The organism is Nonomuraea monospora, assembly GCF_039531895.1.
GTDB lineage: Bacteria > Actinomycetota > Actinomycetes > Streptosporangiales > Streptosporangiaceae > Nonomuraea > Nonomuraea monospora.
On sequence record NZ_BAAAQX010000059.1, the window covers coordinates 26139 to 53053 of the forward strand.

Consider the following 26915-nt stretch of genomic DNA (forward strand, 5'->3'; position numbering starts at 1 on the left):
CACGCGCCGCCGCGGCCCCGTCAGTACTGGACCACGGCCCGGAACCGGAGCTCGCCATCCAGCAGCTTCTGATAGGCGTCGCCGACCTTCTCCTTCGGAAACACTTCGATCATCGGCTTCACGTCGCCGCGTGCGACGATCTTCAGTGCTTCGGTCAGGTACTCAGGACCGTTGTGCGCCGAGCCGATGACCTGATAGCTGTGGCTCGTCAAGGTGAGAGCCGGCAGCGGGAACCCGTCGTCGGCCGAGATGCCCATCAGGACGATCTTCCCCCACGGGCGCAACCCCTGAAGGGCGTCGATCGCGGGGGCGTGCGTCGGAGCGGTGTGCAGCAGGACGTCCGCGCCGCCTGCCGCCTTCAGCCCCGCGCCGTCGGACACGACGTCATCAGCGCCGAGTTCCCTTGCCAGGTCGTGCTTCTCCGGAGAGTGGGTGATCGCGATGACGTGGTAACCCGCCGCCTTCGCGAACTGGACCCCAAGGTGCCCGACACCACCGATACCCAGCACGGCGACGCGCGCGCCCGGCTTGGCGTCGGCACGGCGGAGCGCGGCCCACACTGTGTAGCCGGCGCACACCGTGGGCGCGGCGAACTCGTAGGAGATGCCGTCGGGCAGCAGGATCGTGCCGTCGGCGTCGGCGGCGATGTACTCGGCCTGGGCGCCGTCCACATTGACGCCCGTCAGCACGGGCGCCACGCAGTTGTTGGCGGTGACGAAGCTGGGCGCGTGACGCTCCCGGCAGAACGCGCACCTGCCACAGGGCTTCTGCGTGATCGGCAAGCCGACCCGGTCGCCGACTTCACGGGAGGTGACCCCCTCGCCCACGGCGACGACCTCGCCGACCCCCTCGTGTCCCGTGATCAGCGGGAACGGCCGGTAGGACAGGATGTCTCTGGCGAGCAGTGAGTCGGTGTAGCAGATGCCCGAGGCATGGATCTTGACGAGCACCTGGTGAGGCCCTGTCTCAGGCATCGGCACGTCCCGCAGCTCCCAAGGCGCGTTCGCCTCGGGAACGACTGCGGCCTTCATCAGTGTCATTCTGGTCTCCTTCGCATCGCCTTCTCGCGCCAAGGCTGACGAAACAGCGATGCACGAACAGTGGACAGGAAGTGGAAGATTCTCTTCGGCACCGGCCGGGCGTTCTGTCCGTCAGTCGAAGACGAGCACCTGACGCCCGATCACGTCGCCCCTGGCCAGAGCGTCGAGCCTGTCGTTGACGTCGTCGAGCTTGACCGGCGTCACCGTGTGCTTGATCCGGCCTTCGCCGGCGTATGCGAGGACCTCGGTGAGGTCGTTGTGGTTCCCCCAGAAGGATCCGGAGAAGGTCCTCTCGCCGGACACGAACGGGAAGATCGGGAATTCGACGCGCTGGCCCATCAGACCCACCGACACCAGAGCTCCCTCGGCCGAAAGGAGCGAGGCGTTGAGCGCGAGGGACTCCGGAGCTCCGGAGCAGTCCAGGGCGGCGTCGGCCTCCCCCCGGCCGGTCAGCTCCGCGAGCTCGGCCCGCACCTGGTCGGTCGTCTTCCCGCGGGTGTTGATGGTGTGGTCAGCGCCGTTCTCCTTGGCCACGGCGAGCTTGTCATCGCTGCGGGTGAGCGCCACCACGGTGGCTCCGCCGCCGAGCAGTTTCGCGTACTGCACGCCATAGCTGCCCAGCCCGCCGATCCCAGCGACGATGACGGTACGCCCTCCGCCGAGCCTTCCGGAGGCCTGCAGCTTCTTCATGCCGCGGAAAGGGGTCAGCCCGGCATCCACCAGAGGCGCCAGGTACTGGGCCTCCAGATTCACACTCGGATCGATGCGGATGAGATAGCGGCCCGGAGCCGTGACGTATTCCGCGAAACCTCCGGGCGGCCCGAAACCGATCCACCCTCCGCTTCCCGTGCACAGTTGCTCGTTGCCTTCGTGGCACTGACGGCAGGTGCCATCTCCCCACGCCGGGTTCACGACCACCAGATCGCCTTCCGACAGGCCGGTGGAAGCCGGAACATCGGCGCCCAGCTGAGCGACCTCGCCCGCGATCTCATGACCGGGGATGTAGGGGAAGGCGATTTCCTGAGGGAAGTAGCCGTCGACGAGCTGGAAGTCGCTGCGGCACATCCCGGTGGCCCGGATCTTGATGAGAACCTCGGTGGGACCCGGCTCGGGGATCGGCACCTCATCGAGCCGCAACGGCTGCTTGTACCCGTACATCCGCGCTGCGCGCATCTTCATGCTGTCTCCTTCTCTTCGTGATGGTGACGGAACCGCTTCGCCTGAGGGCTCCGCGCGTCTTTCGTGATTCACCGCCGGGTACGCCCCCTCTTGCAGGGTGACCGGCCTGGCGTCGAACGACCGGGGCGTCACCCTGCCCGTACCCGGCGGGAGTTCAGGCGGGGATCTCGGCGGTGACGGTCAGGACCGCACGACCGAGGACGTGACCGAACATGATGAAGCCGAGGTAGGCGGGAGTGGCGTCGGCCGGGACGCCGATGGTCTCGACGTCGAGGGCGTGCACCACGATGAAGTAGCGGTGCAAGCCATGACCCGCGGGCGGAGCGGCCCCCATGTAGCGCGCCGCGCGTGTGTCATTGGGCAACTGGTAGGCGCCCTCGGGCAGGCCGGAGCCGGTGTCGTCGCCCGCGCCCTCAGGCAGGTCGGTGATGGTGGCGGGGATGTCGGCGACGGCCCAGTGCCAGAAGCCCGAGCTGGTCGGCGCGTCCGGGTCGAACACGGTCACGGCGTAGCTCTTCGTCCCCTCGGGCGCGCCGTTCCAGGACAACTGCGGAGAGATGTCCTTGCCACCCGGGATACTGTCGTTCATCTGCTCGGCAGGCCAGGGGGCGCGGTCGGTCACCGTAGTGCTGGAGACGGTGAAGGAGGGCACCTCGGGGAGACGGGCGAAGGGATCATTGATGCTCATGCTCAGCCGATCCAGATGGTCTTGAGGTTGCAGAATTCCCGGATGCCGTGAGCGGCGAGCTCACGCCCGTAGCCTGAGCGTTTGATCCCGCCGAACGGCAACTCGGGGTAGGAGATCGTCTTGCCGTTGATAAAGACCTGACCGGCCTCCAGGTCGGAGACGAAGCGTTGCTGTTCCGCCTCATCGTTGGTCCAGGCGTTGGATCCCAGCCCGAAGGAGGTGGCGTTCGCGATCTCCAGGGCCTGCTCGATGTCCGCCGCCCGGTACAGCGAGGCCACCGGACCGAACACCTCCTCGGCGAAGATCCGCATGTCGGGAGTGATGTCGCCGATCACGGTCGGTGGGTAGAACCAGCCCGGCCCGGCCGGCCGTTGTCCGCCGCACAGCACAGTGGCCCCGGCCGAGATGGCGTCGTCCACCAGTTCCTCGATGTCGGCCCGGCCCTGCTCGGTGGCCACCGGCCCGATGTCCGTGGACGTCTCAAAGGGATCGCCGACCTTCAGCTCACGCATCCGGGAGACGAACCTGCCGGTGAAGGCGTCGTAGACGTCACTGTGCACGATGAATCGTTTGGCCGCGATGCAGGATTGGCCGTTGTTCTGCACCCGGGCCTCGACCGCGGCCTGGGCGGCGCGGTCCAGGTCGGCCGAGGGCATCACGATGAACGGATCGCTGCCTCCCAGCTCCAGTACCGTGTGCTTGATCTCGTCCCCGCAGATCGCGGCCACCGATCGACCGGCCGGCTCGCTGCCGGTCAGCGTCGCGGCGACCACCCTGGGATCGCGCAGAACGGATTCCACCCGCCCCGCGGAGATCAGCAGCGTTTGGAAACACCCTTCGGGGAACCCGCCGCGGCGGAAGACGTCCTCCAGGTACAACGCGCACTGCGGGACGTTGGAGGCGTGCTTGAGCAGGCCGACGTTGCCCGCCATCAACGCGGGGGCGGCGAACCGCATCACCTGCCACATCGGGAAGTTCCACGGCATCACCGCCAGCACCGGACCCAGCGGCTGGTAGCGGCCGAGGGCACGCTTCGCCCCCACCTGCGACGGGTCGGCCAGCGGCTCATCGGCCAGGAACCCGGCAGCGTGGTCAGCGTAGTACCGCATGCCGTGAGCGCATTTGAGCGCCTCCCGCCGTGCTGCGCCCAGCGTCTTGCCCATCTCGGTGGTCATCAGCCTTGCGGCGAAGTCGGCTTCCTCTTCGAACAGGTCGGCGGCGGCGCGCAGCCACGTGGCCCGCTCCTCGAAGCTCGTGGTGCGGTAGGCCCGCCACCGGTCGTGTGCGAGGCCGAGTTTCCGCTGCAGCTCGGCCTCGCTCAGCTCATCGAATGTCTTGACCGTCTCCCCGGTCGCGGGATTGGTCGTGGCAATCGGCATGACCTGGCTTCCCTTTCTCTTCTACGTACTCGCTGACTTTCGGCCCGGCACGTTCGCAACGTACGGGGTGCGTGGTTGACGAGCGCTGGACAGGCAGTGAATCCGCCTGGGGCCGAACCCATCGGCGGTTTGTTGACGGCTAGTTGACGACCAGTGGAAAGGCCTGACTAAAGGTTCTGCCGTGTGAGCCAGGCGAGCGCGTCGTCGGCGACCTCGCGCCAGCCGTGGTCGAACGGAGCGCTGTGACCGCGGTCGTCGAATGTGTGAATGGCGACTCGGGCGCTCGCGGGAGCGTAGAGATCATAGGCTGCCCGCACCACGACGGCCGGTACCGTGTGGTCCTTTCCCGCGGCGATGAACAGCAGCGGACCGAGATCGGCGCGCCGGGTGTCGACCGCGGTGGGGGAATTCCGAGTGAAGTTCGCAGACGAAGCCTCGAACAAGGGCCGGCCGGGGGCCGGTATGGCCAGAGCCTTGTACAGCTGGTCAGACTCGGCCGCCGGAAGCGCGTTGCCGAAGGAATAGGCGAACTGCTTCTCTGTCAGGGCGACGGCCCGGCTCTTGTTCCCGGGGCGGGACAGTACCGGGAAGCTTGAACGCAGCAGGCTCAGGGGAAGCGCGCGGACTCCCTTGATGGGCGCAGGTGAGATCGCCACGGCCGCCGCGGCCAGCCCCCGGCCGAGGAGCTTCTGGGCGATCAGCCCGCCGAAGGAGTGACCCACGAGAATCGGAGGCTCCGCCAGCCCTTCGATGATCTTCGCGTACGACTCCGTGACCGCGTCCACGCCCACTCCGGCCATCCGTGCGGCCCTGGCCCGGGTGTCCGCCACGGAGTCCTCGTCCCCCGGCCAGCCTGGCGCGAGCGTTTGATAACCCTGCTTCTCAAAGAGATCCTGCCACGGCTGCCAGGACAGGGAATGCACCCACAAACCATGAATGAAAACCACGGGTTTCTTCATCGGGCGACCTTTCTTACAAGACCGAGAACACTACTTACGGGAAACTACGCAGGCATGGTGGATCGAAAGTGGAGACTTTGTGAATTCGCCCTCCGGTCGCCGAGTGGCCGCTCGGATACGGCAAGATAATGACCGGACCAGTTGTGGCGGAGGAGAACATATGAGTTCTAAGGGCGATCTGCGCGCCGCTTTCCGGCGGGGCGACGGTGCCGAGGTAATGCACCTTGCGGAGGCTGAAGTCAAGCGGGCCCGGGCGGCCGGCGAGCCGACCGGCGAGGTGAAGGGGCTGTAGGCGATGGCGCGGGTCGCGCTCCGGCAGGACGACCTCCCAGGCGCTGAACGCCTGGCGCGGGAGGCGCTCGCAGTCGCGCCGCACTCTGGTGACCGGCGACTGGAGGAGCGGCCTCGGCACGTTCTCGCCGCCGTGGCCAGGATGTCCGGTGACTATAGGCAGGCCCGCGAGCAGTACCTCGCGAGCATCGAACTGAATGTGGCGCTGGGACAGACCGAGTTCGTCCACTCGGAGTATCACAACCTGGCGTTCACCTAGTTGCACCTCGGCAACCTCGATCGCGCCCGGGAGTTGTTCGCGGCCAGTCGCGAGCGCGTGTTCCGTTGCGGCTATCGGTCGTTCGTCCCTTACCTGGGTGTCGCTGCCGCCGCGCTGGCCTCGGCCGAAGGTGATTATTCACAGGTTGCCAGGATGGTGCGGTTCTCCGATCATGCCTTCGCCGCGATCGGCCAGGTGCCCGACCCGGACGACGCCGGTGAGCTGTCCGCGGCGCGCGGCTCCGCGCTCGCCGCGCTCGGGGCGAGCGCGTTCGACGCGCAGTACGCGACCGGCGCGGCGTGGCCCCCCGACCATGCCTTCGGGCTCACCTGGCAACGCTGAGCCCTCCGCACGCGAGGATTCACTGCATATCCATCAGTCATACAGAGGCCCTCCCTAGCTTTCTCCCCAACACGCGAGAACGGTCAGCCGCAGATAGCCGCCGTGCCTCCGTACCTTCCGAGAGGGGCAGAAAGTTGACCGAACCGATCAAGCCGCCTATCAGCGGGCTGCACCACTTCGCCTTCACCGTGCGGGATCTTGAAGCGAGCATCGCCTGGTACCAGAGGGTCTTCCAGGCCACGGTGGTGGACGGCGATCTACCGCACTATGGCCGCGAGTGGACCGGATACGCGAAGCTGGTCATCGAGCCTCTTACCGGGCTGGCCATCGGGCTGCATTACCACGAGGGCAACCAAGGTGAGGAGTTCAACGAGGTTCGCACGGGTCTCGATCACATCTCCCTGCTGGTCGAGGGACGCGCGGGGCTGGAGGCCTGGGCGGACTGGCTCGACAGCCTCGGAGTGGCGCGCTCCGGCATCCAGCGCCGGACGAGACCATTCGCCCACTCCACGATCGTCTTCCGCGACATTGACTGCATCCAGCTCGAGGTCGTCGCCATCGATGCCTGAAGGTCTCAGGAGTGGGCGAGGCGCTCGTATGCGCAGGCGATCTCGAGCAATTTGGCTTCGCTCCAGGGCTGCCCGACGAACTGCACACCGATGGGCAGCCCGGCCTGGTCGACACCCGCGGGGACCGAGATCGCGGGCAGTCCCGCCATCGAGACGCAGAACGTGTACCGGATGAACGTCTCGAAGGTGTCGGCCGTCCGCCCGTTGTGCCGCATGGTGACGTCCTCGGCGATGGGGACCGCGGTCGCGGGAGTCGTCGCGGTCAACAGGACGTCCACCTCGGCCAGTGCGTCGGCGAAGCCTCTGCGGATCGCGGGAACCGTGCGGGCCATGGCCTCCGCGTACGCGAAGGCCGGGACGGGCTGGGCCTCGGGCCCGACCTGGCCGCCCAGCGCCGCCCGTACGTCCGCCCCGAAGCGATCGAGGGCGGCGACGATGCCGCCCGGTACGCCTGCTTCCCGCAGAGCTTGCCCGGTGAGCACAACCGCCTCGGGTATCACGGTCAGGAAGCCGGTGTGGGTGGCCTGCTCCACTCCTTCGACGCTCACCGGCACGAGGACCGCGCCGGCGTCCTCGAGCAATCTGTACGTCCGCGCGAGCACGCGGTCCACGTCAGGGGTGTTGTCCGCGGCGAAGTAGCCGTCGGGTATCCCGACGCGGAGACCTCGCAGGCGTGTCGCGTCGGCGGCGACGGTCTCGGGAAGCACCGCGCCGGAGGGGTCGCGGGACGCGAACGGGTCGAGCGGATCGGAGCCGGAGGCGATGACCCGCAGGAGCGCCGCGGCGTCCTCGGCGGTGCGGGCGATCGGCCCCACGACGTCGTAGCTCCAGGACAGGCCGAATGTGCGCCCTCGGCTGACGCGTCCGAGCGTGGGCTTGAGCCCGACGACTCCGCACAGAGCCGCGGGGATGCGGACGGAGCCGCCTGAGTCGCTTCCCATCGCCGCCGAGCACAGGCGAGCGGCGACGGCCGCGCCTGAGCCTCCGCTGGAGCCGCCGGGGATGCGCAGCGGGTCGTAAGGGTTGCGCACGGCCCCGTAGTGCGGGTTGTTGCTGGTGATCCCGAACGAGCATTCGTGCAGGTTCGTCTTGCCGAGCACCAGCGCACCCGCCTCTTTTAGCAGCCGCACCGCGGTGGCGTCCGCGTCCGGGATGAATGTCCCGAGAACCGCTGTGCCTCCGGAGGTCACCGTTCCCGCGGTGAAGAGGTTGTCCTTGATGCCGAGCGGGATCCCGTGGAGCGGTCCGGCCAGCCTGCCCGAGGCTTGCAGCTCGTCGAGCCGGGCTGCCTCGGCCAGGACGTCGTCGCCGCGCGACAGGATGAAGGCGTTGATGACCTCGAACGCGTCGAGGGCATCGATTCTTTCGAGATACATTCTGGTCAGCTCGTGACTGCTGAGTTCGCCGCGGCGGATCGCGGCGGCTTGTTCCACGAGCGAGGCTGACACGTCGGCGGCGTGCGGCCCTGAGACGGCCGCCGCAGGTGGCGGGACGAAAGCATGGGTTCCAGTCATTCCGACTCCCAATTCGGCACGCCACCTGAGGACGGACCGTAGCGATTACAGGTTGGCGTTCAGAAACGCTCGTATCAGCGGCACGGTTTCGTCGAGCGCGCTTTCCAGGAGGAAGTGGCCGCCGTCGAGGAGGTGGATTCCGGCGTCCGGCAGGTCTGTGGAGAAGGCGAGGGCGCCCTCGGGCGCGAAGATCGGATCGCCGCGCCCCCAGACCGCCAGTAAGGGCACCTGGCGTTCGCGAAAATACTCGTGCACGGCGGGGTACAGCGGCGGATTGGTGGCATAGTCGCGAAACAGGGCGAGCTGCACCAGGTCGTTACCCGGCCTGGACAGCAACGCATGATCACGCAGCCAGGTGCCCGGATCCACCAGGGTCTCGTCGTCCACGCCGGCAAGATACGCCCAGCGGGTGAGCTCCAGGGTCAGGGCCTCGCGGACTCCGGCTTCGGTTTCCGGCGTCTGCTCGGCCCAGTAATCCCGGACGGTCTTGAAGAAACCCGGCTGCAGACCCTCCTCGTAGGCGTTGCCGTTCTGGCTGATGATGGCGGTGATCGCAGCCGGGTCGCGCAGGGCGAGCCGCCAGCCGATCGGAGCGCCGTAGTCGTGCACGTACAACGCATACCGCTGCACCCCCAGGTGGGCGAGCAGGTTCGCGGTCAGGTCGGTGAGCGCGTCGAAGGAGTAGCCGAACTCGGCGGCCGGTGGCGCGTCGGACAACCCGAAGCCGAGATGATCGGGCGCGATGAGATGCCAGCGGTCGGCCAGTGCCGGAATGAGATGGCGGAACATGGCGGAGCTGGCCGGGAACCCGTGTAACAGGACCAGCGCAGGCCGATCGGGCGGGCCGGCTTCCCGGTAGAACAGCCGCCGCCCATCGACGACGGCGTACCGGTGGTGAACCTTCACGCCGGCTTCTCGGCCAATGCGATCAGCTCCAGAGCGGCCGGGCCGGACGATGCCGGGTTCTGGCCGGTGATGAGCAGGCCGTCGGTGATCACGTTCGACTGGAAGTCGCCGACCTTCGAGAAGTCGGCGCCCTTGGCGATCAGCTCGTCCTCGACCAGGAAGGGCACGACCTTCGTCAGCCCCATGGCCTCCTCCTCACTATTGGTGAAGCCGGTGACCCGCCGGCCCGCCACCAGCGGGGTGCCGTCCGCCTTGACGGCGTGCCGCAGCACGCCCGGTGCGTGGCACACCAGCGCGAGGGGCTTGCCCGCGGCGACGGTCTGTTCGATGAGCTTGATCGAGGTCGGGTCCTCGGCCAGATCCCACAGCGGCCCGTGGCCGCCCGGGTAGAAGACCGTGTCGAAGTCGTCGGCGGACACGGAGTCCAGCCGCACCGTGCCGTTCAGCTGGGCCTCCGCCTCGGCGTCAGCCTCGAAACGGCGTGTGAGCTCGGTGCGGAACTGCGGTTCGTTGCTTTTCGGGTCCAGCGGTGCCCGCCCGCCCTTCGGCGAGGCCAGCGTGATCTGCCAGCCGGCGTCCTTGAAGTGGTAGTACGGCGCCGCCAGTTCCTCGAGCCAGAATCCGGTCTTACGACCGGTGTCGCCGAGCTGGTCGTGGGAGGTAAGGACGATGAGTACGTTCATGCCGCCCAAAGCTAAAAGGGCGCTCTGGATGGATTGTTCACGGATCGTGGACGAAGAGTGGAGATCCGCTACCGAGGGTGTGCCGGCTCTTCACCGAGTTCTGCCAGGAACGCTTCGGCGCGGCGGGCGAACAGATGGGCCTCATGTTCGGCCGACAGCCGCCGGGCCTTCTCCGCGGCGGCCTGGACCACTGCGACCGGCTCGCCGACAGCCAACAGCAGCCGCGCCCGCAGTAGCAGGAGCAGACCTTCCGGGTAGCGCTGGCCGTAGGTTTCAACGCAATACTCGGCCTGGTCCAGAGCGACGGCGGCCTCCGCGGTCTCCCCATTGGCCAGCAGCATCTCACCGAGCAGCCCGTACCAGGTGGCGACACAGGAGCGCGGCGGATCGAGCAGGTTGGCGGCGATGAGGCGACGGGCCTCGGCCACCGCGCCGGCCGGGTCCTGGCCGGTCATGGCCAGCGCCCAGCACCGGGCCAACCGCTGATAAGTACCCAGGAAGACGAAGGAGAACTCAGGGTCTACGGCGATCCCCCGCTCCGCCGCGCGCAGCACCTGAGCCGGATCGCCGACCAGCGACGCGGCTCTGCAGACGATGGCCGACCAGATCGTGACCGCGTACGGGTCATCGCCCGCGTCAACTTCCATCCTGTCGAGCAGTTCCTGAGCGGCTTGGGCGTCGCCGTACAGCGCGGTCGTCTCCGCGAGCATTCCCACCATGAGCAGACGCAGATCGCGCCGGACCGGATTGCCCGGTTTGCCGAGCTCGTCGAGCAGGATCTGCTTGGACTCCTCCATGAGCCGGAAGGACGCGCCGATGTTGCCCACATCCCACTGGTGAAGCCCCCAGGCCTGCAGGCCGTACACGTACACGATCGGGTCGGTGGACGCCTCACCCTGATCGAGCAACCGGCGGGCCAGCGGCTCGCTGCGGTCCAGCTCGATGCCCTGCTGGTGCACGACCCAGCGGGAGAACAGGAAATCGGTGGCCTCCACCTCGCGGCCGAGCTCACGGGCCAGTTGCTCGGCGCGTTCCAGCAGGTCCACCGCCGAGGCCCCGTACATCGAACGCATCCCCACGACCGCGATGAGCTGCGACAGCGCGGACAGCTCCAGCTCCGCCAGACCATCCGTTCGTGCCGTCCGCACGGCCAGCCGCAACTGCCGCTCGGCGGCCTCGAACGCGGATTTGGCCGCCGCCTGGCGGCCCGCGCGCACCAGAGCCCGAGCGGTACGTGCCCGGTCCGCGAGCGGACCAGCAGCGCCCAGATGATACGCCAGACGCTCGGCGACGGACTCGATTCCGGAGCCGGCGTGCTCAAGCGCATCGGCGATGCTCAGGTGCAGCCGGGGCGTCAACCGCCGCGGTGTTGTTCCGGCGACGGACGTGCGAACCAGATCGTGCGTGAAACGGAACGAGTAAGGGTCGTCGGGGACCGGCTCGAGCAGGCCGAGCGCTTCCAGCGACTCGAGCCGATGCAGGCAGGTCGAAACGTCGAGATCGGCGGCGCGGGACAGCAGGCCGAGGCCGACATCAGGGCCGATGAGCGCGGCGAACTGGAGCAGGCTCCGCGCACCGTCATCCAGGTCGGCCATCCGGTCGAGGACGACGTCACGCACGGTGGACGGCACCCCTGCCCGCGCCACGGCGTCCGGGGAGAGCACACCGCCCTCGCCGATCAGCCGGGACAACTCCCGGACGAAAAACGGGTTGCCCGCGGTACGGGCGTGGATCTCGCGGGCAGCGTCGGGACCCGGAGCCTGACCGGTCTCGCCACGGACCATCTCGGCCACCTCGGCCGCGTTGAGCGGGCCAAGGTGGATACGTCGGTGACCGGTCACGCGGCTCGCCGCGGCGAGCATCCGCGATAGATCCGTTCCCGGCTTGGGCGCCCGGTCCCGCAGCGAGCCGATGATCACGACGCCGTCCGGCAGCCTGGCCGCCAGGTGACCGAACAGATGCAGCGAGGCGACGTCGGCCCATTGGAGGTCGTCGATGACCAGCAGCACCGGCCGCTGGGCGCTGACCTCGCCGATGGCGGCCACGACCTGTTCGGACAGGCGAAACCGGCCGCCGCTGTCCGGCAGGGCCGGTGCGGCCACAGCGTCATCGCTCGGGTTGACGAGGCGGCCGAGCCCGGCGGCGAGCCACTTCTCCCGCGCCGCGGCGGGCAGTGCGTCAAGTACCGTGCCGAGACCCTGCACCCACGGCCACATCGACGGTGTCCCGTCGCCCTCCAGGCAGCGGCCCCAGACGACGAGCGCACCCCGCCGATCCGCCTCGACCGCGATCTCCTCCAGCAGGCGGGTCTTGCCCACCCCCGGCTCACCCTCGACGATGACGAGTCCACTGCCGCCGGCGAGCGCCGACTCCGCCGCCTGCCGCAGCACCGCCAGTTCCTCGCTCCGGCCGACCAGACCGCTGGCGGGCGCCTTTTCTGCTGCCGGAACCGCGCGGGCGGCCGGAGCCGCCTGCCTTGATCCGGCCGGCCTTTGGGGTGCCTGGACAGGCGTACGGGCGGGCGCTACGTTCGCAGCCTGCTCGACAGGAGGCGCCACGGTCTTGCTCAGCACCTGCTGGTGTGCGGCCCGCAATACCGGGCCGGGATCGATGCCGAGCTCGTCGGCAAGGCGGGTACGGACCGTATGGAACACCGACAGCGCCTGCGCCTGCTGCCCGGCAGCGCCCAGGACGGAGATGAGACCGGCCTGCACGGGCTCGTGCAACGGCGCCATCGAGGCGGCCAACTGCAAAGACGGCAGCACCCGCTCCGGGCGTCCCAGCGACAGGGCGAGTTCGGACGCCGCCGCGCACGTGGCGAAGAACTCGTCGTCCAGTCCCGCGAAGATCGACATCGCGGCCGGCCCGTAGGCCAGTCCCTTCCCCGCGGAGCCCTGCCAGAGCCCCAACGCCTGTACGTAGCAATCCAGCGCCACCTCGTGCTGCTGCTCCGCCTGGGCGGCTCCAGCAGCCTCGACGGACTCACGGAACGTGGCCAGATCCAGCATCCCGCTCCCGGCCACGAACAGGTAGCCGTTACCCCGGCGCTGCAGATAGGAGCCGGTCCCGCGAGCCGGGAGCGCGGGCTCCAGCAGCCGCCGCAACGCGCCGACGTACTTGTGCATGACGTTGACGGCGCTCGCGGGAGCACCCTCGTCCCAGATCAGATCGATCAGCTCGCTTGCGCTTATCGGCTGCCCCTCACGGGCCAGGAGCAGCGCGAGTAGGTACGCCTGCTGCCGGGGACCGGGATCCAGTTCGGCGCCATCACGCCAGAGCCGTAGCGGACCGAGTATCTGAAGGCGCAAGGAGCCGCGGGGAGTCGGCTCCGGCTCCCCGCCGGTGTCTGCCGGACGGACTGGCATATCCAAGTCAGTCAGCTCCAAGAGTCGATACGACGGTCCTTGTTCGTGCAAGCATCGGTCGCGTCATCCCCGCCCTGCACGGGACGATTTTACGGCCCCAAACCCTCCTATACGGGCAAGATTTAGGACAATAGCCACGCAGGGTGTGTGGCGGGGCGGCAACGGGCCTGCTCGGCGGCGGTCAGGGCTTCAAGATCGCCGACGCGACCCGCCCGGCGATCCACCGGACCGCTCGATCGACGCCCCAGCCGAACGTGTCCGCGGCGAGAGCGAACTGGTCGTACCTGAAGTAGAAGAACGTGATCTTTGCAGCGTCCTCCACGGACATCCCGTCCGCGAGATCTCCCACGTCCCGGATCTGTTCCATGATCTGGCGCAGGGCGTCCCGATGCCGATGGTCGGCCGTCCTGAGGTAGTCCTCGGCTACCGGCGCGCTCGCAGCCGCTCTGGTCACGATACGGATGATGTCGCCGTACTGCTTGTAGATGGCGATGTATCCCTCGGCCAGCACTTTTATCTTCGCTCGCCCTGAGCCGACGGCCTGGCACGCGGAGATGATGTCCACCACCAGTTGCCCAGCGGTCCACATGTCCATGAGCGTGCCGAGCAGTCCCTCCTTGCCACCGCACTGCGCATAAACGGTGGCGGGCGAGACGCCGGCCGCTTGGGCGATTGTGTCGACGGTCGTCCGGGCATAGCCGTGCTCCGCGAACAACCGCCGCGCCGCCTTGACGGCTTCTTGCCGGGTCATCTCGGCGTACCGGTCGCGTCGAGTTGGAGGCTGTGCGTGATCTACCACTGATCCATCCCCCTAGGCCTCGACGGAGCGCACCCGCCCAGGCTCCCTGGGCAAATGTATCGAAGGTATCCGGCCTATGGCACACGTCCCACCAGGACATTTGACTCAACGCCGCTGCCATCTCGGCATTGGGCGACGATGCCGCTCCTGTGACACGAACGGAGCTCGGCAGAGTCCCGGTCTCGCTGTAGTCGCACTCCAGAGGTTAGAGTGTGGCTCCAGCACTCGGATGCGTACCGAACGCGCACCCGGATCGCGGAGGGACCATTTATCCGTTCGAACAGGGGTGCCGTCGGACATGGCCGTCTCCACACTGCCCGTCGCCCCAGACGCGAGGCTCCGCCCGGTTCCTGACACCTCGCTGCGCATACAAATCCTCGGTCCGTTGCGAATCTGGCGCGGCGGCGTCGAACTGGATCCCGGTCCCCGGCAGCAGGCCTACGTGCTCGCCCTGCTCCTGGCCCATGAGGGCCTGCCGATCAGCAAGGCAGACCTGATCGGCCTGATCTGGGGAGACCCGCCCTCGGACAGCGCAGTCAACCTCATCCACAAGTACGTCGGCGCCCTCCGGCGTTTGCTGGAGCCCACGCTGCCGCCTGGCGGAACCAGCTCGTACTTGCAGCGCCGGGGCGACGGCTATCTGTGCATGACCGGTGCCGGAACGCTGGACCTGACGATCTTCAGGGAACTGGTGGGAGCGGCAAGAAGCGCCCTCGATCGAGATCACCGCGAGGAGGCGCTCAGCCGATACGAGCAGGCGCTCCGGCTCTGGCGCGGCTCCGCGGGCGAGGGGCTGCCTGTGGGACCCGAGGCTCTACCCGTCTTCGCAGGGCTGAACGGTGAGTTCTTCGACGCGTGCTCGGCGGCCGCCGAACTCGCCGTGTCCCTTGGCCGGCCAGAACGGGTGCTTCCGCCGTTACACCTGGCCGCCGCGATGGGGCCGTTGCACGAGCCCGTCCACGCTGGCCTCATCTCCGCCCTGGGAGCTGTCGGCCGGCAGGCCGAGGCGCTGGCGGTGTTCCGCACCGTTCGTGCACGTCTCGCGGAAGACCTGGGCATCGACCCGGGTCCCATACTCGAGCAGGCCCATCAGAGGGTGCTGCTACAGGACCTCGCGCCCGTAGCCGGTCCGGAGACCACGGCGCGCCCGGCCAGGCATCTCCAGCCGTCACCTCCCACGCCGCGGGCACCTCGTGCGACCGGCGACCGTCTGGTGGGCCGATCCGAGGAGCTCGCGGTTCTGCGGGACGCGGCGAGACGCGCCGTGGCCGGTGGGACCGGGCTCGTCATCATCGAGGGCGAGCCAGGGGTGGGAAAGACCCGCCTGATGGAAGAGCTCACCCGCGAGGCCGGCGACTGGGACGCCCTCGTCGCCTGGGGCCGCTGCGTCGAAGGCGGAGGCGCACCATCGATGTGGCCGTGGACACAGGTCGTCCGCTCCGTCCTGGACGGCGTGGCCGCTCCGGAACGGGAGAGCATGCTGAACGGCGTGCTCGGCCGCCTCCTCGAACCGCGCGACGACGCCCTCACCGGACAGGTGCTACCGGGTGGGAGCTGGCAGTTCCATCTGTTCGAGAAGGTCGTCGCGCTGATCGCGCACGTCTCGGCCGTCCGACCGGTCATGGTCGTGATCGACGACCTTCAATGGGTGGACATGACCTCGCTGCACCTGTTCGGACATGTGGCCTCTCGCTTGCCGGCTGGCACCGTGATGCTCGGCTCGCTCCGTGACCGGGCGCCGGCGCCCGAATCGGAGCTGGCGCGGATGCTCGCGGGGGCCAGCCGGTTGTCGGATCACCGCCGCATCGAGCTCGGACCGCGTGGCCCGGGGGACGTGGCGGAGCTCGTCCGCTGCGAGACGGGATGGGCTCCCGCCGCGGACGCCGCCCGGACGATCCACTCCCGGACTGCGGGTAACCCGTTCTTCGTCCAGGAGCTGGCCCGGCTGCTCGCCGCCGGCGGCACGCTTACCGACGATGCCGCGGCACGCGCCGGAGTTCCCTCGACCGTGCGAGACGTCGTGCGCGGCCGGATGGCCGATCTGGACGACGACGCGAAGTACCTGCTCGAGATCGCCGCGTTGGTCGACCGGGACGTGAATCTGAGCCTGCTCGCTCGTGTCTCCGGCCTCGACGTCGCCACCTGCCTCGCCCGCCTGGAAAGCGCCGAGGCCCTCGGGCTTCTCGCGCCCACGCCGCAAGACCCGTACTCGTTCCGATTCACGCACGACCTCGTGCGCGAGTCGGTCTCCGAGGCGATGTCGCCGCGCCACGCGACCCGCCTGCACCTGCGGGTGGCGAACGCGCTGGAACGGACCGTTCTCGACGACGAGTCCGTGCCTGAGAGAGTCGCGCACCACCTCTGGGCGGCTGGACCACTGGCCGAGCCGGCACGTACGGCGGCGGCCCTGGTGCGCTCGGGCCGACGGGCCGCGGCCAGGTCCGCCCTGGAGTCGGCCGAGCAACAACTACGGCTGGCCGCACAGGTGGCACGGACCGCCGGCCTCGCCGAACCGGAGCTCGCGGCCCTGTCCCCGCTCACCGCGGTCATCGGCATGCGCTCCATGTACGCGGGTGCGAATCTGGAGCTGCTGGAGCGCGCGGAGCACCTGGCCCGGAGCCTGGGCCGGGAGGTGGAGGCTGCCGGGATGCTCTACTCCCGTTGGGCGACCCTGGCACAGGGCATCGAGCTGGACCGGAGCGGCTCGCTGGCGCGGCGGCTGCTCAGGCAGGGCGAGTCGTCCTCTGACGCGGCCTTGCGGACTTACGGCATGCAGGCATGGGGCGTCCACCAGTGGGACCTCGGCAACATCGGAGAGGCGTTGCGCTATCTCGGCCGGTCCGAGCAGGCTCTCCTTCTCGGCTTCCCTGGTCATGAGGACGATCCCGTCCCGCGCGACGTCCGGCTGCTCATGACGGGGATGCTGGCCGAGATCACAGCACTGCACGGCGACGCGGCCGAGGCATACGCGCTTCTCGACAGGCTGGAGACCGCTGGCGACGACCGCTACTCCGTCACGGTCTGGGCCACCTTCGTCGCCAGGATCGCGGCCATTGTCGGCGATCCTGCCTCAGCGCTGCGCGCCGCGGAGCGAGGCATCGCTGTCGACCCCGATCTCTCCTATGTTTTCCTCGGCACTTACCAGCGGCTCGCGGGATGCTGGGCGCGGGCGATCACCGGCGACGATCCGGCTGGCGCCGCCGTGGAGGCCGAACGGATTATCGAGACGAACCTCCTCGACCCCGTCCGCTCCTGTGTCTCCACCTGGTACGCACTCCTCGGCGAAGTGTGGCTTGCGGCCTCGCAGCCGCAGCAGGCGGCGGCAGCCCTGGACCGGGCGGATCATTGCGTCCGCACCTACGGCCAGCGCAGCTCGGAAGGCTTGATACTGCTCCTGCGTGCCCGGCTGCTGCAGGCGCAGGGAGTACCGCGGGCCAGTGTCCGCGCCGCCGCGCAGAAGGCTCGAAGATGGTCCGCCGAGCACGAGGCCCATCTGTTCGTCCAACGTGCCGACACGTTCATGGCACGACTGGACGTGCCGGCATCCGGCCGCTGACCAGCTCGATCCACTTTTGATCCACTCGTCATCAACAGGGCCCGCCACGCCGTCGCGGACAGCGGCCGTCCCTCTGCACACACATAAAGGTCAGCGATGAAAAGGAACGTCGTCTTCATCCATGGTTTGTGGATCCATTCCACTTCCTGGCAGCCATGGCAGGAGCACTTCGAGAGGGAGAGGTACGACACGTACGCGCCGGGATGGCCCGGGGACGCGGCAACCGTGGCGGCGACGCGCGCCGATCCCACCGGGATGGCCGGTGTCGGTGTGGACGAGATCACCTACGCCTACACCGAGTTCTTCGCGGGCCTGTCCGCACCACCCATCGTCATCGGGCACTCCTTCGGCGGGCTCATAGGCCCAGAAGCTCCTGGCCCGCGGCCAGGCTGCGGCGGCTGTGGCCATCTCACCCACGCCGATCAAGGAAATCCGCGTCCTGCCGCTGAGCCTACTGCGCTCCAGCCTCCCCGTGCTGGTGAATCCGCGGAACCTGAGCAGGACCGTCGCGCTGACCGACAAGCAGTTCGCCTACTCCTTCGGCAATGCCTGCCAGCGGCCGAATCCGCCCAGCTCCACCAGCGCTTCGTCATCCCGGGTCCAGGCCGTCCGCTGTTTCAGGCGTCATCGGCCGGCTTCACGCCGAACGCCCCCACCGCGGTCGACACCCGGCGCGTTGACCGGGAGCCCCTGCTGCTGGTGGCCGCGGGCAAGGACCGCACCGTACCCGCCGCCGTCGTCCAAGCTGCCCACAAGCTCTATGCCGCTTCCAGCGCGGACACCGAACTTGCCCAGTACCCCGAGCGCGGCCACAGCACACCGTTCGACCGAGGCTGGCGCGGCCTTTCCGAGGCCACCCTCGACTGGCTCGCCCGCCGAGGGCTTTGAGTTCGGCGCGGTCATCCGCCCAAACCTTGGCCCGGAGCTGCATCAACAACAGACCCGCTGGCTCCTGACAGCGATCACCGAGCGGGGGGCGACGGGTCCAGACGAAACGTGGCTGCGGCTGCGACTCTAACTGTCATCGGCGCACATGCCCACGTGCTGGGTCGCCTTCCTGTCCCACGAACGTGCAACGCGACGAGGACCGTGGCCGGCGGGCTCGCCGGTCACGGTCCTCGTGCGTTCACGGTCAGCAGGTCAGGCCGTGGTGTTCAAGCTGAAAGTGATCCCGGACTGGTACTCCATGACGTCGAAGATCGTCGAGAGCGGCGACCAGTACGACCGTTGATTTGAGTCGCAGATATCGTCATCGCTATTACTCGCGGACAGGATGCCGTAGCCCTTGTGATCGAACTCACTGAACAGCGGGCCTCCGCTGTCTCCAGCCTTGACGCAGACATCCATGATTATTCCGTCTGCCGTGGAGAGCACCTTGCCGCATCTGGTGTTGTTGGACGTCGCGCCGGTCGCGCACGCGACCCAACCGGCAGAGATGTCTTCCGCCTCCCAGTGTCCGGCGATGGGGAATGCCGGATTCTGGAGTCTTGAGTTGTACACCAAGTTGCGTGGCGCCTTCACCCAGGTCTTGACGTACTCGACGCCGTTCCGCACAACGTACGGCACGATCGCCGCGTCCCACGGATAGTCGGTGTTGGACGTTGGGTCGTTGTAGCGGCCGACGAACGTGTTCCTGTGCTTGGTGTAGTAGAGGTCGTCCTCCAGGCAGTGTCCCGCCGTGAGCGTGTACTGCCACCCATTCGAACCGTGGACGTTGAAGCCGTTGGTGCAGTGACTGTGTGCGTTCTGGTTGTTGTAGTCGTACAGGTCCAGCTTCAGACCGCCGCGCATGGGAGCGTCACACGACTGGATCGAACACGCCTTGGGGAAAATGGTCGGCGGATCGACCACAACGACATCCAGGTCGTCTGCCGTGGCGCGCCGCCCGGCCGAGCCGCGGACCGCGAGCGCGGCCTGGCGGTGCAGTTCCACGCGATTCTGCTGCTGATTGATGACGGGCGCCTGCAGGGGGGTGAGCCCGAGGCGGGCGCTGACATCGGCAGCCTTCGTTTTCAGTTCCTTGAGGGAGTGCTGCACGGTCGCGACACGGATGTGGTCACGGTCCGGGACAGCGCTCAGCGCGGGGGTCAGCATGTCGGCGGAGGTGCCCGCGACGACCAGCACGCCGCCGTTGTCCTGATCGATCCAGGATCCCGCGTAGGTTTCCGCGTAGTCGCGGGTGAGCACGTCCTGCAGTTCTCCCGCGGTCCGCTGTAATTCGAGGCGGCGCATCGCCTCGTCGACGCCGATGCCGTACTTCGTGGTCAAGTACTCGACGGAGCCGGCGACGTCCGCCGGCTGCAGCGGAGCCTGCGCGGCCAGCCGGATGGCGGGAGCGGCCAGCGCCGTTTCGGGAACGGTGAGAGTTCCGGTGAGGACAATCAAGCTGATTGCCGTGGCCCATTTCCAGTTCGTCCTTCTGCGCACGTGAAGCTGAACCTCTCTGACGTGGTGAAACATCGATCGCGCTTGGTCGATCAAACGATGTCAGGAGGATGTGGACTCTTACTGGATGCGCTTTCCTGGTCACTGCCCGGCCGATCAATTTCCGGTTCACTGTTCTTTTCATTCCTCAGGAGACGGGCGCTCTCTGCCATACCAGGGGAACTCGTCACGAGCTTTGACGTCCCGAGTGGGCGGTCCCGCGACGGCTTCGAGCACCGCATCCGGTGGAGCGGTCAGCAGACGGAACCAACTGCGTTCGGTGAACGGCAGTGCGTCGGCCGCGCCAGCAGCAGCGCTTTCTCGTGAAGGTCAACAGGGTTGCACGGCCACCGGCGGTGTCGCAGGCGGCTTGGCGTAACTCCGCGGCGTTTCCCTGTGCGCGGGCCGGGGGTACCCGATCGCGGCAGCGAGCTCAGCTGGCCACCACATGCGGTACGCCCGCCTGGTCCAAGCGCACCGGCCGCTAGTTCTTGATCTCTTCAACCATGTCAGGGCCGCCCATGCGCATGCCCGCTCGCGCGACCCGGTCCGAGCAGACGGCGCATACCACTACCCTGCGACCAGTGGCCCTGCAAGCAGATACCTGCCGTCCACCAGCAGCCGATGGAATGGTGGATTCGCCGAGTTGGACGCACACCTTGGCAGCGAGCAGGCCGAGCGCGTCGGCGGCGGTCCAGGGCATGGAGGTGTAGGTGCCGGATTCCATGTCAGAGGTGGCAGACTGGACAAGGGCGGTGCTGTCGGCACCGAACCTGAGCGGGGGCGCGGGCACCATGCCTCCACTGATGAACGTACCGGTGTCCGGTCGCTGACCACCTCGATCCAGTTTTGATTCACTCGTCATCAACCAGCACGGACCCCGAACTTACCGAGTATCCGGAACGCGGCCGCAGCCCACCATTCGACCAGATCCATTTTCTCCAAGCCCCCAGCGGACACCGATCAGGCGAGCGCGGCGGGTGCTGTACTCCCGCCCTCTCGGCCGAGCGGCGGCCGTCGCCTGATCGACGCGCAGCGGGGCACAGGTCGACTCCATGGTCACGCCGGGCGGGAGGGTGATCCCGACCGTTGAGCCGATCTCCCTGCTGGAGCCGTGGTGTTGATCACATGCCCTGTGTGGAATCTTGCACAGAGCGATCCTTGTCGCCTTGCGTACGGTCTGCGACGGATGACAAACCACAAGATCTCTCCAGCAAGGATCATGATGAACATGTTTGGCAGCCGGACCACAGGCGAATCTCTTGGCGGCGCATGGTCGGAGGCGCGTGGGTGGCAGAAGTGGCCGCGGCGGCGGCCTTGACCACGGTGGCGGTCCTTCCCGCGACAGCCGGGATCGGTCGCGGTCCCGGCCGCGGGGCGGGAAGTACTACTTCACCGCTAAGCTTCTCGGCAGGAACGAGGTGCGCGAGCCGGTAAGAAGGTCAACGACCCGAACGGTGTGGCCACTGTCAGGTTCCGCATCGAGGGCAACCGTCTCTACTACGCTGTGCGGTCCGCCAAGACCGGTAGGCCCTCCACCCTTCAGTTCACCGGGGAAGACCGGCGTCAACGGTCCTGTCGTCATCGACTTGCTGTCCAACGGCGACCTTCGTGGCAACTTCGCGTCCGGTTCGGTTCGGGTCAAGAGCAGCTTGCTCAGAGACATCAAGGCCAAGCGGAAGAACTGGTACATCAACCTGCACACGGGCGAGTTCCCGGACGGGGCTGTCCGCGGCCAGCTCGACAGCGCCAGCCACTCGTGAATCGCCACCGCCTCAGGATGTGCTCCGTGAGATGAACGCACCAGGTCCAGCAACGCCCTCACGGCGCGGCCGAATGACAAAGCCGCTCGTCTCCAACCCGCCCGCCCAGTGATCCTCGTCGATGGCAAGGGGCAGGTCGATGACCGGTTCTGCGCACGTCGCGCTGGCCGCGACGTGGGCATCTGGGAGAAGCTCAACAATCCCTTCACTACCTGTCCACTGTCGTCTGGGTGAATTGCCTGGAAGCAGGCCATATCCGGCAGGGTCCGGCTGTTCCACCCGCGATCCCGCCGAGGGCTCGCACATGGATGGGGCCGGACATCGAACTTGCGGGCTGGTCGATGCGTCTTCGCCTGCCTCAGGTCCCGTGGCGAACACGCCGGGGGACGTTCCAAGAACACCCAGTAGGAAAGATCATGTTGTTGGCTCAACAGACCGCTCTGGCCGAAGGCACCGAGGCTGAGTTGCTGTACCGGTACGCCTCCAGCGCGCCGCCGTCGGTGCGCACCCGGCGCGGCATCACGACCGCCCGCATCGGCGGCGGCGTCGCCTTGTCGATGCGCGACGACCCGGATGACTTCTGGAGCAAGGCGCTCGGATTCGGCCTGCGGGAGCCGGTCACCACAGAGCTCATCGGCCGGGTCCTGGACTTCTACCAGGCTGAAGGCAGCAGGGGCGCGACACTGCAACTCGCTCCGTCCGCCCTGCCGCCGGACTGGGACGACATCCGCCTCACGCACAATCTGCGGGAGACAGGGCAGAGCGTCAAACTGTGGTGCCCGATCGATTCCTTCACCCCCGGCGAGACCCGCCTGCGGGTCGGGCCCGTCGGCCTGGACGAGGCCCCGGAGTGGGCGTCCGTCGTGCTGCGCGGCTTCGGCATGTCAGAAACCGTCACGGAGATCATGGTGGCCGCCGTGCAGCACCCCGACTTCCGGCCCTTCGCGGCCTGGGACGACGACCGCATGGTGGCTGGCGCGAATCTGTTCCTGCACGACAAGGTCGGCTCCCTGAACACCGGCGCGACCCTTCCCGGCTATCGCAACCGCGGAGCACAGTCGGCCCTGCTGGCGGCCCGCGCCAAGGAGGCCGCGAACGCCGGCTGCCGCTGGCTCGTCGCCGAAACCAACCGACCGACGCTGGGGCAATCCAACCCGTCGCTGAATAACATGATCAGAGCCGGCCTCCAGCCGCTGTATACCCGGAGCACCTGGACCTGGCGACCGCACGCCGCCGATCGGGCAGCATGACATCGGCTTGATCGGCCGTCCTGCCCCAGCCAGCCCTTCTCCCCGGTTCCGCTTGGCGCGATCTCTTCTGCCCTGAAACGCGTCGTTAGTCAAACGCGTCCTGCCTCCGCGTGACATGGAGCCCGCTTCCAATCAAGAGAAAAGCATTCTTCGTGCCCTCTCCCCGCCCTCCCGAGTTTCGTCGCCGCGCCATCGAACTTGCGCGCCAAGGCGACAACTCGCTTCTTCGGCTCGCCAAAGACCCGAGCATCAGCCACTCGCGCCTGCAGAACCGGCTCAAACAGGATGACGCTGACGCGAAGTCCGGAAAGAGCAGCCAGCTGACCAGTGAGATCAAGATGAAAATCACCGAGCTCGACCGGCGTAACAAGCAGCTACAGACAGAGAACGACTTTCTCCACCGGGCGGCGCGTCTTGCCCTGGAAAAGGGCTCCACCGCAGCAATCTACGCACTGGTCCGCGCACTCGCCGATGACAATCTCCCGGTCGCGCGGGCCTGGCGAGTGCTCCACATGTCGACATCGGGATATGACGACTGGCGCAACCGGCCCGAGCCGCCACGCGAGCCGTGCAATAAGGAACTCACCGAGCTGATCCGTCAGATACACACCGACTCGCACGGCAGGTACGGCTCACCGCGTATCTATGCCCGCTCACGGTTCAGGCTGGGCGGAGAGGCCAGCCACAAGCCCGTCGAACGGTTCCGCCGCGAGGCTGGCCAGCATGTCATCCACCACCGCGAGCCCGCCGAGCGGGACAGCAGGGAAGGCGTCACACTGTGCTGCGCTGAGGATCAGGCACAACCGGCCCGCGCCGCCGTTCCTACCACCCCGGAAGGGACGGCATGACGGCCGACTCGAGCGGAGTCTCGGTCATCCCACCCGCGGCAACGCCTGCTGACAACGAGGCAGACCTCGCCGAGGGCACTCCCAGCCCAATCCCTGCTCCGAAGATCACTCGCTCCGCCCGCCGGGATGCTTTGCTGCTCTGGCTCGGCTCGCGGGCCGGAATCGGGGTCTCCACGTTACTCGGCGTGCCGCTCGCCGAGTACGTCGACAAGTGGCGCCAGTGGGACGTCGTGTTGTTTACCACGATCGCCGAGTACGGCTACGACGGTGATCCCGCCAAGCCCCACGACCCCGGGCTGCCCGCCTTCTTCCCCGGGGTGCCGCTGCTGATGCGACTGGTCCACCTCGTCGTCCCCGACTGGACGGTGGCCGGGCTGCTGATCTCGCTGGTCGCCGGAGCAGTGGCGATGATGGCGCTGGCCCAGCTGGCCGAGATGGAGGGTGCCAACGGCTGGATGGCGGTGCTGGCGCTGCTGCTCTTCCCCACCGCGGTGTTCCTGACGGCTGGCTACAGCGAGTCGCTCTTCCTCGCCTTCGCGATCCCCGCCTGGCTCGCCGCCCGGCAGGGGCGCTGGCCGCAGGCGGCCATACTGGCGGCGGGCGGATCCTGCATACGCATCACAGGGCTGTTCCTGGCGGTCGCGCTCATCGTGGAGTTCTGCCTCCGGAGGCAGTCGCCACAACGCGCGGGCTGGCTTCTGCTTCCGCTGGCCCCCCTGGTGGCCTACTCCGTCTACCACTACAGCAGGTCGGGCGATTGGCTGGCCTGGAAGCACGCGCAGGAAGCCGGTTGGGGCCGCACCTTCGCCTGGCCGTGGCAGGCGTGGGAGACGTCTTGGCAGTCGGCCATGGGAGACGGCGACTTCGCCGTGGGGTTCCGGATGGAGATCGTCGGGGCGGTGGTGACCGTCGGCGTGCTGGTCTGGCTGCTCGTGCTGCGCAGGTGGAGCGAGGCACTCTATGTGGGGGCGCAGGGTGCCGCGCTGCTGACCTCGGCGTACTACCTGTCGATCCCGCGCTCGCTGCTGGTCTACTTCCCGGTGTGGATCCTGGTAGCCAGAGTCGCGACCAGAAGGCCATGGGTGATGGCACTTTACGCGCTGCTCCTCGGCCCCTTGATGCTGCTCCATTCCGCCCTGTTCCTCGACGGAGGCTGGGCAGGATGACGGACAACATCCGGACACGCTTTTGTCCTCGATGATCCAGAAAGAGGCGGTGGACGAGTCCTTCACGCATCGCCGACAGCAGCCCGGATCGATTGTGGGCACGAGTTCCGGCCCCGCCTTGGACCAAAGTGGGGTTAGCAAGCGTCCATGCAACCACCCGGATCGCCGCCATCTGCGCGGTACGCGTCAGCCGGGCCGCAGTCACCGAGGTTCGAGTGCGCCGCGAGCACCTCCCGCACTCGATGAGGGACCCGCTTGTCCAATGGCACGCGCGATCCGTCACAGCGCGGATCCACGAGCTGCATGAGGAGCACCATGACGACGCGTACGTAGGGCAGCGATTGAGCGCCCGCGTCGCCGGCGCCGTCAGCTCCCGCCAGTTCGACGCTCGTGCCATGGCCTGCACCGTTTCAGCCGAGGACCAGAGTCCTGGCCCAGACGCCCCGTTGTCCAGCCTAGTGTGGCGTCGGCCGGACACCGATGTACACGCAGGTAGTCGGCTCGCGAGGCGAGTGCGGAAAAGTACATGTTCATCGATGCCACGCCTGCGGCAAGATCCTTAAGGTTCGCTCAGATGCCCCCTCGTGGGCAAGGTCCTCGACGCGACTCAATTTTTCCCCGCTGTTGCCGCACGTTGAGCCCGCGTGCGCTGCGATTGACGGCCCGGGAACCCACTGGAAAGGCGAATGTATGTGCACCATGTCTGGTCAGGAATGCCAGGCGCCCCGCGTCGTTACCGATGATCAGCGGGCACAACAGCCCGCGACGGACGCCGCAGCGGGCGCCTCCCGCCGCGCCACCCTCCTGGGCGCGGGCGGCGCGGGCCTGATGACCGTCCTGGCCGCCTGCGCTGGTACTGGCCACACCGGCACCGGCCACTTCTCCGCCGAAACCGGCGAACCCTCCGGGGGGACCACCACACCCGCCGCCACGAGAAGCGGCGCTGGCCTGGCCAGGACCTCCGACATCCCCGAGGGCGGTGGCAAGGTCTTCCCGGACCAGAAGATCGTCGTCGTGCAGCCCACCGCGGGCAAGTTCCGGGCCTTCAGCGCCGTCTGCACCCACCAGAGTTGCACCATCGACGACGTCTCCTCCGGGATGATCAACTGCCCGTGTCACGGCAGTATGTTCTGGCTCGACGGCAAGGTCATGGGCGGCCCGGCCACCAGACCCCTGCCCGAGGTGGAAATCAAGATCGACGGCGACACCATCAGTCTCGCCTGAAGACGGCAGACCGCCGTCCCCGAACATGATCCATCGACCGGTCCCCTTAGCGGGCTGGTCCGTACCGCCTGAAAGGTTTTGAGCAAGTGACCGAGATTTACTACGACGACCAGGCTGACCTGTCGATCATTCAGGGACGCCACGTGGCCGTGCTGGGGTACGGCAGCCAGGGCCACGCCCACGCGCTCTCCCTGCGTGACTCCGGCGTGGACGTGCGCGTCGGCCTGCCCGAGGGCTCCAAGAGCCGGGAGAAGGCCGAGAACGACGGCCTGCGGGTGCTCTCCCCGTCGGAGGCGGTGGAGGAGGCCAACCTCACGATGATTCTGGCGCCGGACCACATCCAGCGCCACCTGTACGCCGAGCACGTCGCCCCGAACCTGGTGGAGGGCGACGCGCTGTTCTTCGGCCACGGCCTGAACATCCGCTACGGCCTCATCGAGGCCCCGGAGGGTGTGGACGTGTGCATGGTGGCCCCCAAGGGCCCCGGTCACCTGGTGCGCCGTCAGTTCGAGGCCGGGCGCGGCGTGCCGTGTCTGGTGGCCGTGGAGAAGGACGCCTCGGGCAAGGCGCTGGACCTGGCGCTGTCCTACGCCAAGGGCATCGGCGGCACCCGCGCGGGCGCGCTGCGCACCACGTTCAAGGAGGAGACCGAGACCGACCTGTTCGGTGAGCAGGCCGTGCTGTGCGGCGGCGTCTCCGAGCTGATCAAGG

The 26915-nt window shown here is 67.8% G+C and carries 22 protein-coding genes; 11 read left to right on the forward strand and 11 right to left on the reverse strand.

Features of this window, described 5'->3' with window-relative positions; translation table 11 throughout:
* Positions 1–20: 20 nt before the first annotated feature.
* The 5 genes from ABD331_RS56820 to ABD331_RS56840 all read right to left on the reverse strand — a co-directional run bounded on the left by ABD331_RS56820 (position 21) and on the right by ABD331_RS56840 (position 5245).
* The gene (locus ABD331_RS56820; protein WP_344495245.1) at positions 21–1040 is read right to left on the reverse strand and encodes an alcohol dehydrogenase catalytic domain-containing protein; all 1020 of its coding nucleotides are present in this window, start codon (positions 1038–1040) and stop codon (positions 21–23) included.
* Between the two features lie 111 nt (positions 1041–1151).
* Positions 1152–2219, reverse strand: coding sequence for an NAD(P)-dependent alcohol dehydrogenase (locus ABD331_RS56825; RefSeq protein ID WP_344495247.1), 1068 nt, complete (start codon positions 2217–2219; stop codon positions 1152–1154).
* A 154-nt stretch (positions 2220–2373) separates the two neighbouring features.
* On the reverse strand, positions 2374–2907 hold the full coding sequence (locus tag ABD331_RS56830) for a YbhB/YbcL family Raf kinase inhibitor-like protein (RefSeq protein ID WP_344495249.1): 534 nt from the start codon (positions 2905–2907) through the stop codon (positions 2374–2376).
* A 2-nt stretch (positions 2908–2909) separates the two neighbouring features.
* A complete protein-coding gene (locus ABD331_RS56835; protein WP_344495251.1) occupies positions 2910–4286 on the reverse strand; it encodes an NADP-dependent succinic semialdehyde dehydrogenase in 1377 nt (458 codons plus the stop codon).
* Between the two features lie 167 nt (positions 4287–4453).
* Positions 4454–5245, reverse strand: coding sequence for an alpha/beta hydrolase (locus ABD331_RS56840; RefSeq protein WP_344495253.1), 792 nt, complete (start codon positions 5243–5245; stop codon positions 4454–4456).
* Positions 5246–5540: 295 nt separating this feature from the next.
* Here ABD331_RS56840 and ABD331_RS56845 point away from each other — a divergent pair, with 295 nt between their 5' ends.
* The 3 genes from ABD331_RS56845 to ABD331_RS56855 all read left to right on the forward strand — a co-directional run bounded on the left by ABD331_RS56845 (position 5541) and on the right by ABD331_RS56855 (position 6706).
* Entirely contained in the window at positions 5541–5795 is a 255-nt protein-coding gene (locus tag ABD331_RS56845; protein WP_344495255.1) for a hypothetical protein, read from the forward strand.
* Positions 5796–6137, forward strand: coding sequence for a hypothetical protein (locus ABD331_RS56850; RefSeq protein WP_344495257.1), 342 nt, complete (start codon positions 5796–5798; stop codon positions 6135–6137). It abuts the gene before it with no gap.
* Between the two features lie 134 nt (positions 6138–6271).
* Complete coding sequence (locus ABD331_RS56855; protein ID WP_344495259.1) at positions 6272–6706, forward strand: VOC family protein; 435 nt, start codon at positions 6272–6274, stop codon at positions 6704–6706.
* Between the two features lie 5 nt (positions 6707–6711).
* Here the strand turns inward: ABD331_RS56855 and ABD331_RS56860 are convergent, their stop codons facing one another.
* From ABD331_RS56860 to ABD331_RS56880, 5 genes are all read right to left on the reverse strand, one after another.
* Positions 6712–8220 (reverse strand): amidase, encoded by a 1509-nt coding sequence (locus ABD331_RS56860; RefSeq protein WP_344495261.1) that lies wholly within the window; start codon positions 8218–8220, stop codon positions 6712–6714.
* Positions 8221–8265: 45 nt separating this feature from the next.
* Positions 8266–9126, reverse strand: a complete 861-nt coding sequence (locus ABD331_RS56865; protein ID WP_344495263.1) for an alpha/beta fold hydrolase — start codon at positions 9124–9126, stop codon at positions 8266–8268.
* Positions 9123–9809 carry a type 1 glutamine amidotransferase domain-containing protein gene (locus ABD331_RS56870; RefSeq protein WP_344495266.1) on the reverse strand — a complete coding sequence of 229 codons (687 nt, stop codon included), beginning with the start codon at positions 9807–9809 and terminating at the stop codon, positions 9123–9125. Before ABD331_RS56870 ends, ABD331_RS56865 begins: the two co-directional genes overlap by 4 nt.
* Before the next feature lie 68 nt (positions 9810–9877).
* Positions 9878–13195, reverse strand: coding sequence for a BTAD domain-containing putative transcriptional regulator (locus ABD331_RS56875; protein WP_344495268.1), 3318 nt, complete (start codon positions 13193–13195; stop codon positions 9878–9880).
* A gap of 160 nt (positions 13196–13355) precedes the next feature.
* Positions 13356–13925 (reverse strand): TetR/AcrR family transcriptional regulator, encoded by a 570-nt coding sequence (locus ABD331_RS56880; RefSeq protein ID WP_344495270.1) that lies wholly within the window; start codon positions 13923–13925, stop codon positions 13356–13358.
* Between the two features lie 346 nt (positions 13926–14271).
* Here ABD331_RS56880 and ABD331_RS56885 point away from each other — a divergent pair, with 346 nt between their 5' ends.
* Positions 14272–17529 carry an ATP-binding protein gene (locus ABD331_RS56885; RefSeq protein ID WP_344495272.1) on the forward strand — a complete coding sequence of 1086 codons (3258 nt, stop codon included), beginning with the start codon at positions 14272–14274 and terminating at the stop codon, positions 17527–17529.
* A gap of 96 nt (positions 17530–17625) precedes the next feature.
* Entirely contained in the window at positions 17626–18417 is a 792-nt protein-coding gene (locus ABD331_RS56890; protein ID WP_344495274.1) for an alpha/beta hydrolase, read from the forward strand.
* Between the two features lie 252 nt (positions 18418–18669).
* Here ABD331_RS56890 and ABD331_RS56895 read toward each other — a convergent pair whose 3' ends face one another.
* Positions 18670–19914, reverse strand: coding sequence for a chymotrypsin family serine protease (locus ABD331_RS56895; RefSeq protein ID WP_344495276.1), 1245 nt, complete (start codon positions 19912–19914; stop codon positions 18670–18672).
* Positions 19915–21410: 1496 nt separating this feature from the next.
* Between ABD331_RS56895 and ABD331_RS56900 the strand changes: the two genes are divergently transcribed.
* The 6 genes from ABD331_RS56900 to ilvC form a co-directional block, all read left to right on the forward strand.
* Positions 21411–21716, forward strand: coding sequence for a CHRD domain-containing protein (locus tag ABD331_RS56900; protein ID WP_344495286.1), 306 nt, complete (start codon positions 21411–21413; stop codon positions 21714–21716).
* Between the two features lie 416 nt (positions 21717–22132).
* The gene (locus tag ABD331_RS56905) at positions 22133–22966 is read left to right on the forward strand and encodes a GNAT family N-acetyltransferase (RefSeq protein ID WP_344495278.1); all 834 of its coding nucleotides are present in this window, start codon (positions 22133–22135) and stop codon (positions 22964–22966) included.
* Positions 22967–23118: 152 nt separating this feature from the next.
* Entirely contained in the window at positions 23119–23814 is a 696-nt protein-coding gene (locus ABD331_RS56910; RefSeq protein ID WP_344495280.1) for an IS3 family transposase, read from the forward strand.
* 131 nt (positions 23815–23945) lie between these two features.
* The gene (locus ABD331_RS56915; protein ID WP_344495282.1) at positions 23946–24980 is read left to right on the forward strand and encodes a mannosyltransferase family protein; all 1035 of its coding nucleotides are present in this window, start codon (positions 23946–23948) and stop codon (positions 24978–24980) included.
* 699 nt (positions 24981–25679) lie between these two features.
* Entirely contained in the window at positions 25680–26204 is a 525-nt protein-coding gene (locus ABD331_RS56920; RefSeq protein WP_344495284.1) for a QcrA and Rieske domain-containing protein, read from the forward strand.
* Positions 26205–26299: 95 nt separating this feature from the next.
* The coding region (ilvC, locus tag ABD331_RS56925) for a ketol-acid reductoisomerase (RefSeq protein WP_344495288.1) at positions 26300–26915 on the forward strand (616 nt) is incomplete at its 3' end.